Source organism: Streptomyces sp. NBC_01006 (assembly GCF_045162725.1).
In the GTDB taxonomy this organism is placed as follows: Bacteria; Actinomycetota; Actinomycetes; order Streptomycetales; family Streptomycetaceae; genus Streptomyces.
In genome coordinates, this window is record NZ_CP108700.1 from 7,093,697 (window position 1) to 7,105,009 (window position 11,313).

11 protein-coding genes are annotated in these 11,313 nt (G+C 69.2%); 10 read left to right on the forward strand and 1 reads right to left on the reverse strand.

The features are described 5' to 3' along the window. Positions 1–142: 142 nt before the first annotated feature. The 4 genes from OG509_RS32110 to OG509_RS32125 all read left to right on the forward strand — a co-directional run bounded on the left by OG509_RS32110 (position 143) and on the right by OG509_RS32125 (position 8,131). Positions 143–3,667 (forward strand): HelD family protein, encoded by a 3,525-nt coding sequence (locus OG509_RS32110; protein ID WP_406186115.1) that lies wholly within the window; start codon positions 143–145, stop codon positions 3,665–3,667. Positions 3,668–3,819: 152 nt separating this feature from the next. After that, positions 3,820–5,475, forward strand: coding sequence for a hypothetical protein (locus OG509_RS32115; protein ID WP_406186116.1), 1,656 nt, complete (start codon positions 3,820–3,822; stop codon positions 5,473–5,475). After that, on the forward strand, positions 5,472–6,089 hold the full coding sequence (locus OG509_RS32120; protein WP_406186117.1) for a hypothetical protein: 618 nt from the start codon (positions 5,472–5,474) through the stop codon (positions 6,087–6,089). The genes OG509_RS32115 and OG509_RS32120 overlap by 4 nt, the downstream gene beginning before the upstream one ends. Beyond that, a complete protein-coding gene (locus OG509_RS32125) occupies positions 6,086–8,131 on the forward strand; it encodes an Hsp70 family protein (RefSeq protein ID WP_406186118.1) in 2,046 nt (681 codons plus the stop codon). The genes OG509_RS32120 and OG509_RS32125 overlap by 4 nt, the downstream gene beginning before the upstream one ends. 31 nt (positions 8,132–8,162) lie before the next feature. On the opposite strand, the gene OG509_RS32130 is transcribed toward OG509_RS32125, so the two are convergent. Beyond that, positions 8,163–8,285 carry a hypothetical protein gene (locus OG509_RS32130; protein WP_406186119.1) on the reverse strand — a complete coding sequence of 41 codons (123 nt, stop codon included), beginning with the start codon at positions 8,283–8,285 and terminating at the stop codon, positions 8,163–8,165. A gap of 578 nt (positions 8,286–8,863) precedes the next feature. On the opposite strand from OG509_RS32130, the gene OG509_RS32135 reads away from it, so the two are divergent. The 6 genes from OG509_RS32135 to OG509_RS32160 all read left to right on the forward strand — a co-directional run bounded on the left by OG509_RS32135 (position 8,864) and on the right by OG509_RS32160 (position 11,307). Next, positions 8,864–9,145 carry a hypothetical protein gene (locus OG509_RS32135; protein ID WP_355801129.1) on the forward strand — a complete coding sequence of 94 codons (282 nt, stop codon included), beginning with the start codon at positions 8,864–8,866 and terminating at the stop codon, positions 9,143–9,145. Further along, positions 9,099–9,623 carry a DUF6879 family protein gene (locus tag OG509_RS32140; protein ID WP_384365652.1) on the forward strand — a complete coding sequence of 175 codons (525 nt, stop codon included), beginning with the start codon at positions 9,099–9,101 and terminating at the stop codon, positions 9,621–9,623. Before OG509_RS32135 ends, OG509_RS32140 begins: the two co-directional genes overlap by 47 nt. Before the next feature lie 22 nt (positions 9,624–9,645). Next, positions 9,646–10,494: a Scr1 family TA system antitoxin-like transcriptional regulator gene (locus OG509_RS32145; RefSeq protein ID WP_384365655.1), complete on the forward strand. Its 849-nt coding sequence runs from the start codon at positions 9,646–9,648 to the stop codon at positions 10,492–10,494. A 165-nt stretch (positions 10,495–10,659) separates the two neighbouring features. After that, positions 10,660–10,836, forward strand: a complete 177-nt coding sequence (locus OG509_RS32150; protein ID WP_406186120.1) for a hypothetical protein — start codon at positions 10,660–10,662, stop codon at positions 10,834–10,836. 19 nt (positions 10,837–10,855) lie between these two features. Beyond that, positions 10,856–11,065, forward strand: a complete 210-nt coding sequence (locus OG509_RS32155; protein WP_406186121.1) for a hypothetical protein — start codon at positions 10,856–10,858, stop codon at positions 11,063–11,065. A gap of 113 nt (positions 11,066–11,178) precedes the next feature. Next, positions 11,179–11,307, forward strand: a complete 129-nt coding sequence (locus tag OG509_RS32160) for a hypothetical protein (protein ID WP_355801073.1) — start codon at positions 11,179–11,181, stop codon at positions 11,305–11,307. Positions 11,308–11,313 lie beyond the last annotated feature (6 nt).

Here is an 11,313-nt window from a genome sequence, read left to right on the forward strand (position 1 = left end):
TGAGGCAAATGGGCTTTGGCGCCCCAGCTGTGATCAACGACGAAGCACCTGGTAGACGGGTTCTCGACCAGAGTTCTTACAGTAGGGGCACCCGCGTGTCCGCCGACCCGTTGCGTGCCATGCAGAAGGGGGAGAGATAAGGATGCCGAAGCGCGCTCGCCGTGCGGCCGTGCTCGCTGCTGAACAGCGCGCGGTCGACCACGCGTACTCCTGCTTGGAGCGGGCCCGGCAGGAGGCGTCGGAGCTGAGCGGCCTCGACGCCGCGGCCAGCGGCAAGGACTCCATCGACGTCCGGCGGACTTGGGAACGCGAGCTGGCATCGCTCGAGATAGGAGGCAAGTCCCTCGTCTTCATGAGGGCCGATGTCGACGAGGGCGAGGGCCGCGACACGTTCTACGTCGGGCGCCGGGTGGTGCGTGACGAGCAGAGCAATCCCGTCGTGGTCGCGTGGAGTTCGCAGGCCGCGGTGAACTGGCGGCTGACCAGCGAGCGGGATCCGGGAGAGGTGCTGCTGTTGCGCCAGATCATCTGCGATCAGCAGTTGGTCAAGCGCTATCTCGACCTCCACGGATCCGAAGCGGAACCAGCAGTGGTACCAGCGGGACCGGTCGACGCTGCCGCGCCGGACACGGCGGCCCAGGAATCGGCGTGGCGTGATCCGCTCCTCGAGGAGATGGACCGCGCGCGCGACGGCTTCATGCACGACATCGTCGAGACCATCCAGCGGGAACAGCTCCAGCTCGTGGCGGAGGAGCCCGCGGGCGTGCTCGTGATCCAGGGAGGTCCGGGCACGGGCAAGACCGCGGTCGGCCTGCACCGCGTGACTTGGCTGCTGGACAACAAGCACCGGACGGCCAAGGACATCCTCGTCATCGGACCCAACCGGGGATTCCTCGACTACGTGGGCGTCACCCTGTCCGAACTCGGCAGCGACGACGTGTCGATGCTCGAACTCGCCGCGCTGTGGTCGGCGGCAGCGTCGCCCAACGATCCGCGTCCGGTCGCCGCGCTGAAGGCTGACTCGAGGATGGCCGCAGTACTGCGCAGGGCCGTCGACTGCGAGACGATGAGTTCGGCCGAGCGGCTCACCGCCCTGGTGGGTGGGCCAGTATTCACCTTCGAGTTGAACCGCCGCGAAGTCGTCGTCCCCGTGGAGGAGATAGCGGAGATCGCTGGTGCGGCGCTGGCCGGCGACAGTCCGTACCAGGTGCGCCGGGAGCGGTGCGTACAGCAGATCACACAGCACCTGACCGATGTCTACGTCGGGCTGCTGCCCGGTCCCGCCGACATTGACTACCTGGCCGAGATAGGCAGGACCCGCCCTGTCGTGCGCCTCCTCAAGCGGATCTGCCCCAGCCTCGCGGCCCAGGACGTGCTGCGGGGCCTGTTCTCCGGCGGGGCCGCCCTCGGCCGGGCGGCCGAGGGCATTCTGTCGGCCGTCGAACAGGACCTGCTCACCGCACCCCACCCGGGGTCCGGTCCGGGGAGCCGTACGGCGCGCTCGCGGACCGAGCCGAGCCGTGAAGACCTGGTCCTTCTCGATGAGTTGGATTACGTACTGGGCGGGCGCCCCCGGAAGGTGTACGGGCACCTGGTCATCGACGAGGCACAGGACGTCACGCCGATGGAAGCCCGGGCTCTGGCACGTCGCTGCCCCAGCGGTTCGATGACGGTACTCGGAGACCTCGCGCAGTCGACCGGGCCGTACCTCCACCAGGACTGGGACGGGCTCGGGCGATTGCTCGCGGGCCGGGACGGATGGAGGGTCACGCAGCTGCTGACGGGGTTCCGCGTACCGGGAGAGGTGATGGATTTCGTGGCCCGGCTGGGGGCGCACTGCGCGCCTGGCGTGGCAGTGCCCGACTCGGTACGCGACACGGGTACTGACGTCGCGGTGGTCCGGGGAGCGGAGGCGGGCACTCTGGCCGCCGACGCCGTGGCACGGCTGCGGGCGAGCACGCCCGGCAACGGGGACGAACGTTCGATCGGCGTGATCGTGCCGCCGGGCGGTACGTGGGGTGGCGACATGGCGCGCGAGCTCGGTTCGGTGGGCCTCGCGAACCTCGCCGTCCTCACCCCGGCCGAGGCAAAGGGGCTCGAATTCGACCACGTCGTGGTGGTGGAACCCGCGGAGATCGTCGCGGGCGAGTCCGTGGGTCTAAGGCATCTGTACGTCGCGCTGACGCGGTGTACCCAGTCGCTGAACGTGGTCCATGCCCTGCCGCTGCCTCCGCAGATCGGCGGCCCGAACCGGCCACCCACGCCCACCGCCCCTCCGGCTCCCGCCCCGCGTGACGGGGCGGGCTCCACCGCGGATCCCGCGGCGAGCTTGTGCAGCCGCTACTTCGCCGACGGGACTCCGTGCACCCACTCCACTCACCACGCGGACAAGTGGTGCAGGACGGACCCCTGCGGAGGCTTCCGTACCGCAGAACCTGTGGCCTTGGCCAAGCCCCGCCACCTTGCCCCACCGGCCGGTGCGCGGGAACGAGGCCAGCTCGACCTCGACGCGCAGCAGAGGGCCGCCGTGCGGGTCAGCTCGGGAGCATGCGGGGCGTTCGTCGCGCGGCACCGGGGCAGCTTGCGCGAGGCAGCGGTGGAACTTCACGCCATGCTGGCCTCGTTCATCGGGCGAGCTCGGCACCTGCGCGCCGCGGACGGCACCTGGACGCTGGACCTGTCGGGATTCCGCATCGTGCTCAGCCCCGAGGCCGACACGATCACGGGCTACGACGCCGTGCACGCGGAGCGGAGCTTCGCACAGCTCGAAGCGGGCGTCGCGTCCCGGGTCGGCAAGGACGCCCGGGCCGCGCGGAGATCTGCCCTGACCGCGCCGGCGCAGGTGAGCGGACCGCCGCTGGGCGCCGTCGAGCAGGTTCGCCTGCTCGACGCCTTGACACTGCATGCCACCGCCTCGGCCTGCGCCGGATACGAACGGGTGGGGCAGATCCGAGGTACGGCCGACGAAGCCTTCGTACAAGGGATGCGCGCAGCGCTCGCCGATGATCTGAGCACCGCGGACATCGAGTTGTTCGAGACTCGTGTCATCGTCGGGGGCGGCCGCTTCCAGTGGCGGCTTTCGGCCGACGGCCGCTCCCTGCTCACCGTGCGTGAACCAGGTACTGACGTGTACCGGAGACCGCCTGCCTTGCCCGACCCCGTCTCCAAGCCTCGAAGGGCGATCATGCTCACCACCGACCCGGCACCCCGACCCGTCGCACAGGAGCGGGCGGAGGAGGAGTGGCCAGCCGAGGCAAGCGCCGGGTTGGAACGCCTTGTGGCCGCGCGTACGGTGGCGGCGCGGGCGGACCGATCCCACGAAGCGCTCCGGCACCGTCTGCTCGCCGACCTCTACGACAGCGCACCGGGGGTCGGGGAGAACGTATTCGTGGACGCCTGGTGCACGCGGGCTGACGGTACCGTGCTCTTCGACGTACTGGGCAGTGAGGAGAGAACGTACCCGTCCATCCGGGAGTCGGCACTCCACCTCATGGAGGTCTCCCACCTGCGTACGGAGGGTCAGGCGGAGTTCCTCGTCATCGTGCTGGCCGGCGAGCCGACGGAGCCATGGGTGGCCAACGCGGTCGACGGCGCCTTCAGCGTGCTCCTCGCATGGCGCGACGGCGGGACCTGGGCGGGGCCGGGCGCGCGGCACATCGTGTCCTAGCGAGGGCCCTGTGACCATCCCGAGAAGACCTGCCAAAATATGACGCAGGTTTTAACGTGGGAGACGAGCGGGGTCGCATGGGGAACGAGGACGCTCCGGCCGGTCAACTCGGCGGCGGATTCGGCGCGGGGGAACCACTGATCACGGAGTCGATGACGCGATCTGAGATGGTCGAGGCGTGGCGGGCGCGGCGGTCCGCCCGCCGCTCCGCCGCGGTGGCTGTTACCGGGACCGCGGTCGACGGATTCGCCTTGCGCAAGTGGCGCAGGGCCGGGGTCTTCGGCGCGGACGCGGTGGCGCGTGTCGAGGACGTACTGCGGGGACTGTTGGACTCCGCGGAAGCCGAGGACGAAACCCTGCGGTGGGGAGCGGACACGATTCGTGCCTGTCTGGATGGACAGCCGACGCCCCAGTTGCTCCCCGCCATCAAGGCACTGCTCGAAGCCGCTGAACCGGGCCGGGCCGTCGCCCAGACCGCCGCCGTGCTCTCCGTCGTCCATGAAGCCAGCCTGCCCTGGCTCTCCCCGACCGGTGAGCGCCGCCTCGCCGTCATCGCGGGCGCGGTCCCGGCAGCAGACCTTGGCGCGGACGACCTCCCCCTCGCCGAGGAAGACCCCGCCGGAGCCTTCGGGCTTCAGCAGGCCCTCGCCCGGGGGAGCCTGGAGGAACTGACCAGGCACCAACTGGAGGCAGTTGTCCCGTGGGCACCCCTCGGCGTGGTCGACGACCTCATCGAGTCAGGCGTACTGGACCGGGGCCATCAGCCGTGGAGCCTGCGGACGGACGCCGGCGAACAGAGCTACCTGCTGGCCAGGCTCGCACCCGAGAAGACGAACGCCGCCCTTGCCCGCTCCCTCGGCTGGGACGAGCCCGCCGAGCGGGAGGCGTTCCTGGCAGGTGCGCCGGTCCAGTCGGCACCGGGCAGCCTCTACGACCTGCTCCTGCGCATCACGGACGGCGAGACGGACGTCCTCAAGGAACTTGAGGAGCTGCTGCCCCGCGAGCTGGTGCTGCGCCTGCGCAAGGTGCGGGAGGGCGCCATGACGGGCTCCTGGGACCCGGACATCCCTGCCGACCGCGGGCTGTGGCGGCTGATGTGCGCCCTGTGGGAGCCGAGGGCGGCGGTCAATCCGGCGCGTGGCCCGTTCTACGCACTCGTGGCGCTGCGGCATGCCTACGACCTCATCTGTCAGGGCGAGAGGAAGAAAGCCCAGGCACAGGTGGACAAGCTCGTCGATTACGACGGTGCGCCGGCCGAGCATGCGGCCGAGGCGTGGAACATGTTCGCCTACCTCGCCCTGCTTGACGACAATCTCGACCTCGCCTTCGTCTCGCTGGCGCGCGTCGCCCGGACCGACCGGCGGGTCGAGGAAAACCTGGCCCTGCTGGAACGCCGTCGTGGGACCAGGCGCAACGACCGGGACCAGCCCGCAAATCCGTATCTGGAGCTGGGCCTGCCGCACAAGAGTGAGCACTGGAAGCACCAGTGGCGCGAGCGCCGACGGGCTGACCGGGACGACCTCGACCTGGCGGCACAGGCCAACTGGGCGAAACGCCGTATCGAGCAGGCTGAGCGGACCGAGGACTGGTCCGACTTCTTCGTACTGCCACTCGATCCCGCGGCCCTGCGACTGCCCACGGCCAGACCGAAATCCCTCACGCCGAGGCCCGCCGCGATGCCGCGCCGGACCACACCCCGGGCCGCCGCGGACCTCGCGGCGGTGCGCGACCGCGCGATCGCCGACCTTCTTCCCACCCTGCTGACCGCGCCCCGGCGCCCCGATCACGAGCACAGGAAAAGTTCATGAGCCGCAAGTCCGCACGCCGCAAGTCCACACCTCGCAAGTCCGACCCGAGCGGGGCCGGGCAGGCCAAGAAGCCCACCGGACTGACCCGCCGCAAAGAGGTCCGGGAGTTCGAGGCGGACATGAAGCTGCGCACGCTCAGGCCGGACGAACTCCTCCATCCGGCACAGCTCCTCGCCCGGTTCGCTGAACGGGCCTCGGAACTGATCGCGCAGTTGCCGGACGACGTCCGCCCCACCCCCGCCACGGTCAACGCCGCGCTGCGGCAAGGCGTGCTGGAGGCGTTTCGGACGCGGGACGAGCACATCGCGCGACTGGTCGAGACTGATCTCGTGGCCAGCAAGCCCGACCAGGGGGCAAAGGTCATCCGGCGAGCGGTGCGTGCCTCGCTCGTCGACATGGGGGTCCGTGTGGTGGAGGAGGCCGACGAGCAGGAACTTTTCGTCGTCGTCGAGGGAGAAGGCGAGGGCTTCGAGCTGGTCCGGCCGGCCTACGTCGACCAGGCGACGGACAAGCTGTTGCTGGCAGGGCAGCTGCGCCGCATCCCGGCGCCGAGGACCCTGCCGGAGCAGGCCGGGACCAGCGCGGTGGGCGCGCGGGGAGACGACGCCAAGTGACCTCGACAGGAATCGACTTCGGTACGACCAACTCAGTCGTGGCCCAGTGGCAGGGCGAGGACGCTGAGGTGCTGCCGCTCGATGCCCACCACATCGACGCCGACTGGCGTCGTCCTGGGTTCGAGCAGCTCTTCCCCTCAGTGGTGGGGGTCAGCTCGCTGCGGCGCGGCCCTCTGTTCGGCTGGGAGGCCAAGCTCCGCTCGGAGGAGGCGGCCGAAGCCTGCAAGCGACTGCTGAAGAGCGACGAGTACGTGACCATCCAGGGCAGGCGCTTCGCGGCGACCACGGTCGCGGCGGGTGTCTTCACCGCCATGCGCGATGGTGCCCAGCACAACCTCACCGACATCGATCGCGCCGTCATCACGGTGCCCGCCAACGCGACGGGCGCTGCCCGGTACCGGACCAGGGCGGCGGCACGGTTCGCCGGCATCGAGGTCCAGGCCCTGCTCAACGAGCCGACAGCGGCCGCCATCTCGTACGTCCACGACTTCCGCGAGGACTCCCAGATCCTGGTCTTCGACTGGGGAGGCGGCACCATCGATGTGACCGTGCTCGACTATGCGGACGGGTTCTTCGAGGAACGCGCGTCACGCGGGGTGACGGAGCTCGGCGGTCTGGAGATCGACCGGCGGCTGCGCGAACTCGTCCTCGAACGCGCGCCCGCGCGCAGGGCCTGGACTCCGGCGCAGGAACGGCAGTTCCGGCTTGACGTGGAGCGGAACAAGATCCTGCTCTCCTCCCAGCCGTTCGTCACTGTGATCACCCCCGACGGTGTCGGCGTCGAGATCCACCAGGGCGAGCTCGAGGAGGCCATCAGCGACCTCGTCGACCGCGCCCTCGGGCCGGTCGAGCAGTGCCTGAGGGACCTGCACATGGCCCCGCTCGACGTGGACGAGATCCTCATGATCGGCGGTACGAGCCAGATCCCCAGCGTGCGGGCCGCGGTGGCCGAAGCACTCCAGATGGAGCCCGTGCCCACCGAGCTGTGCGACCCGATGACGGCGGTGGCGCGCGGCGCGTCGATCGCGGCGGCGGTGCTCGCTGGTGAGACTGAGGGGGTCATCCAAGTCGCCACCAGCCATGCGCTTGGCACGATGGTCAAGGACTCCGCGGGACGCAAGCGGTTCAGCCAGATCATCCCCAGGAACTCGCCGCTGCCCTGGAAGGAGCGCAAGAGCTACACACCGCAGAAGGACCACGCGCGGAAGCTGTCCGTGGAGATCTGGGAGGGCGACCCGGACAAGGAGCTCGCCCACCGCGACAACGTGCAGCTCACCGAGCTCACCCTCACGTACCCCACGCCGGGGGTCCGCGACGAGTCCCGGTTCGACCTGGAGTACACGTACGACTCCAACGGGCTGCTCCACGTCAAGGCCACGTTGGAGCACACGGGGGAGGTAGTGGTCGACCAGGAGGTCGAAAGCTTTGGTTCGGGTGGCCCCACCCCCGAGGTTCGGGAGGAACTGGACCGCCTGCTGAAGGCCAACTCGAATCCGGACTCTCTCGGGTCGACCCCCTCGGCAGGGGGCGCCCGCCCCGTACCAGCGCCGCCCAAGGCTCGGCCGGTCACGGTCGACGGCGGCCCACACACCCTGGTCATCGACGGCTCCAACCTCGCCTGGATCGGTCATTCACCAGTCCGCCCGGGGGTCTACGAGGATGACGACCACCCGAGCTTCTCCCAGCTCCAGGCCGCGCGGGCGGCGCTCGCCAAGAAGTATCCCGAGGCCGACATCCACGTCGTGGTCGATGCCACCTTCCGGCACAAGGTCTCGGACGGAGAACGGGAAGCGGTGGTTGCTGCCCTTAGCAAGGGCGACATCATTCAGCCGCCGGCCGGTACCGAGGGCAAGGGGGATGCCCTTGTCGCGGCTATTGCGGATGACTCTGGTGCGATGGTCGTGACGAACGACAACTTTGCGGAGTTGCAAGGCCGCTATCCCTGGCTCCGGGAGAAGGGTCGGGTTCTGGGCGCCACATGGGCCAAGGGTGCCTGGTTCTTCACCGACCGCACCTGCGTGGCGCCGCGGGGGCGGGGGTGAGGGATGCCCGGCCGTGTTGATGCTGCGTGAGTTACTTGCCGGTTCGGTCCCTGCCGGGGACGGCGTTGGCGATGACCAGGAGTTGGGCCGAGACGTCGGTGAGTGCGGGGTGTGGGTCGGCGATCCGTGCTGTGGTGAGGGCCGGGTCGTACATGTCTATGCCTAATAGGTTGGTATCGGTGTACTACTTGATGGCCTTGACCCCACCCAGCCGGGTCCTTCGACGCCGGGTTCGCCTCGAAGTAGGCACCGTGGGAGCGCCGCCGCGGCGCGGTTCGCGGCGCCTAGCGCGAAGAGCGGCGTGCTGAGAGGCATCCGCTACCCACAGTTGCCGCAAGGGCGTGAAGGAAGAGGGCGGGGGAAGCCTGCTTCGGCGCCGCCGATCTGCCCTGGCTGATCGCACGGGCGGCCACTTCCTCAGAGCTGCATGGTGAAGCGGTTCGGGCCAGACGCGGTTATTCCATTGCCCAGTGGTTGGTCGGATCGAACCATCCCAGATTCGGAAACCACGCAGGCAACGGTCAGATGCCTGGGCCCCGATGAGCCAGAGGTGGGTGAACTCTTTCGGGAGCAGAGGCGCCTTCGGCGGGGGCTTCTTCGTTTCCGGGCTCAGCGCGGTCCGGCACTGGCCGGCGCCCCGGACCCTGACCGGTTCCCGCCCTTGACGCCCGGGTGCCCGTGGACGAGCGTCACACGCAAATACGCGCAACTCACTGGACAGGGGAGATCGTCATGGCGCTACGGTTCGTCGGGATAGACCCCAGCACTGGCGGCGGAGGTTCCCCCACCGTCTGGGTTGACGAGGAGAAACAGGAACTCGTCATCCAGGGGTGGAACCTCGACCCGGCCCGCACGGCCGAGGTCGCGTCCACCGAGTGGATCGCCGGGCACGCCGTCGGCATACCCGAGGGCGAGACTCCGGTGCGGGTTCCGTTCCGGCTGGTTCCGATCTTGAGGGAGGCATGTGATGTCGCAGAACGCTCCGGACTTCGCCGCACTGATGAGGCAGGCTGAGCACAGCGCGGTCCACCTGGAGATGCGCGACACCTACGGAGTCGGAGACGAGGCCGAGGAGTTCGAGGAGTTCAAGCGAACTGGCCATGTCGACCTCGACCCCACCTTGCGATGGTGGCCCGAGTGGCTCGGCATCGTCCGGGATACCGTCGGCCGCGGTGTGGTCATGCGGCGGGCGCGGATCGTCTCGGAGCCGGTGACCGACTACATCCGTTGGGAACACGCCGTCACCCCGATGAACATCGAGGCCGGGGAACAGGTCCGCTGGCTTCCGCGTCGGCGGGCGTCGGACATCGCGCTGCCGGGGAACGACCTGTGGCTGATCGATCGCCGCCTGGTGATGTTCCACTTCTGGACTGGTGAAGGCGACTGGGCCGGCCACGAGTTCACGGAGGAGCCCTCCGTAGTCAAGCTCGTCACCGACGCCTTCGAGACGGTTTGGGAGCGCGGCACCCCCCACGACCAGTACACCGTCTGACTCCGACCGGACCCACCTCCTCATGGCATCATCCCCGTCATCCAGCGCACAGGCTGCCCGTGAAGCGCTGGCCATGCGCCTGTCCCACCTCCGCAAGGACGCCGGTCTCACCGGGCGAGAGCTGTCCGCCCGGTGCGGCTGGCATCCCGCGAAAACGACCAGGCTTCAAAAGGGTGAGATCGCAGCCTCGGACTCGGACATCCGCGCGTGGTGCGCGGCCACCGACTCCGACGACCAGGCGGCCGACCTGATCGCCACCGCCCGCGCTGTCGATTCGATGTACCAGGAGTGGCGGCGCCTCCACCGCAACGGCATGCGCAAAGCCCAGGAAGACTGGTCGGACCGGCATCGGCAAGCCCGAATCTGCCGTACCTACGTCTCCAACGTGGTCCCCGGCTACCTTCAGACCCCCGCGTACGCTACGGCGCTCATGCGCAGCATCACCACCTTCCAGGGCACTCCTGACGACGTGACCGAGGCCGTGGCCGCCCGCGTCGCCCGCAGCCGGTTCCTCTACGAGGGTGGCCACCGCTTCGTCGTGCTCATGGAGGAGTGGGTCCTACGCTCCCGGATCGGCGACGCCGACACGATGACCGCCCAACTCCGGCACCTCCTTAACGTGCAGCCACTCGCCTCGGTCTCCCTCGGGATCATCCCGGCCAGCTCACAGCGCACCATCTGGCCGTTGGAGGCGTTCTACCTCTTCGACGACCGCCAGGCCGCCGTTGAGACCTTGACCGCCGAGGTCAACATCACCCAGCCCCGGGAACTCGCGGACTATGCGGAGGCGTTCGCCGGCCTGGCAGACATGGCGGTCTACGGAGATAACGCCCGCGCATTGATCACGGCCGCGATCGGCTCCCTCGGATAAGAATCCGCAATTAGGCGCAACTTCGTTGAGTGCGGATCCCCCGTCTCCCTACGGTGAGGACACGCTGCTCGGGGTGGTCACAGGCCTCCGGGTGGCTCCCCCGAAGCAGCGGACCGCAGTCCATCGCGCTGCGGTCCGCTGCCTTCCACCGGTCAGGAGCACGCCATGCCCGAGCCTCCCTCGCCGCCCGCTCGCCCGCAGCTCCAGGACCAGCCGGAGTACGCCCCCTGGGGCGACGCATTCGGCAGCCCGACCCCAGCCCGGCCGCCCGAGTCCGCGCCGAGCGCGGCATGGAGAGATGCCTGCGCTGTGCTGGCCGCGACGACCGGGGCGACCAGGTGAGAGACCAGGACGGTGCGGCATGAACAGGCTTCCCGACTGGCTGTACGCGGGCGCCCGCGTCTTGGACCCCGCCAAGGACCGCGAAGGAGTCATTCAGTTCATCGGCGAGTGGGAAGACCCTCAAACCCGCCGCGTCATCCCCAAGGCCGTTTTCCTGCGTCCTGAAGGGGGCGGCGTCGAATGGGTCGTCGCCGACCACCAGGCGCTCCGCCAGGCCGACGCCCGCTGAACCCACAGGCTTCCCGCCCCGCACCTCCTACAGCGCCAACGCCGGGGCGGGCACACCACTTCCTGCCGGATGACCGGCAGGACAACACCACGAGGAACAGGAAGGAATACGCCATGCACGAGAACACGCAGACGCAGGACAGCGGTCTGGTGGTCGGCGTCCGCCGAATCACCGCGGCCCGCACCCGTGCCGAGGAAGCCTCGGACAACACGGGCGGCAAGTCGGACATGAACGACACCTGATCCACG

What these genes read in the sequence shown, in the direction of transcription:
- OG509_RS32110 (WP_406186115.1), top strand. Translation starts at nt 143, where the DNA reads ATGCCGAAGCGCGCTCGCCGTGCGGCCGTGCTCGCTGCTGAACAGCGC.
- OG509_RS32115 (WP_406186116.1), top strand. Translation starts at nt 3,820, where the DNA reads ATGACGCGATCTGAGATGGTCGAGGCGTGGCGGGCGCGGCGGTCCGCC.
- OG509_RS32120 (WP_406186117.1), top strand. Translation starts at nt 5,472, where the DNA reads ATGAGCCGCAAGTCCGCACGCCGCAAGTCCACACCTCGCAAGTCCGAC.
- OG509_RS32130 (WP_406186119.1), bottom strand. Translation starts at nt 8,285, where the DNA reads ATGTACGACCCGGCCCTCACCACAGCACGGATCGCCGACCCACACCCC.
- OG509_RS32135 (WP_355801129.1), top strand. Translation starts at nt 8,864, where the DNA reads ATGGCGCTACGGTTCGTCGGGATAGACCCCAGCACTGGCGGCGGAGGT.
- OG509_RS32140 (WP_384365652.1), top strand. Translation starts at nt 9,099, where the DNA reads ATGTCGCAGAACGCTCCGGACTTCGCCGCACTGATGAGGCAGGCTGAG.
- OG509_RS32145 (WP_384365655.1), top strand. Translation starts at nt 9,646, where the DNA reads ATGGCATCATCCCCGTCATCCAGCGCACAGGCTGCCCGTGAAGCGCTG.
- OG509_RS32150 (WP_406186120.1), top strand. Translation starts at nt 10,660, where the DNA reads ATGCCCGAGCCTCCCTCGCCGCCCGCTCGCCCGCAGCTCCAGGACCAG.
- OG509_RS32155 (WP_406186121.1), top strand. Translation starts at nt 10,856, where the DNA reads ATGAACAGGCTTCCCGACTGGCTGTACGCGGGCGCCCGCGTCTTGGAC.
- OG509_RS32160 (WP_355801073.1), top strand. Translation starts at nt 11,179, where the DNA reads ATGCACGAGAACACGCAGACGCAGGACAGCGGTCTGGTGGTCGGCGTC.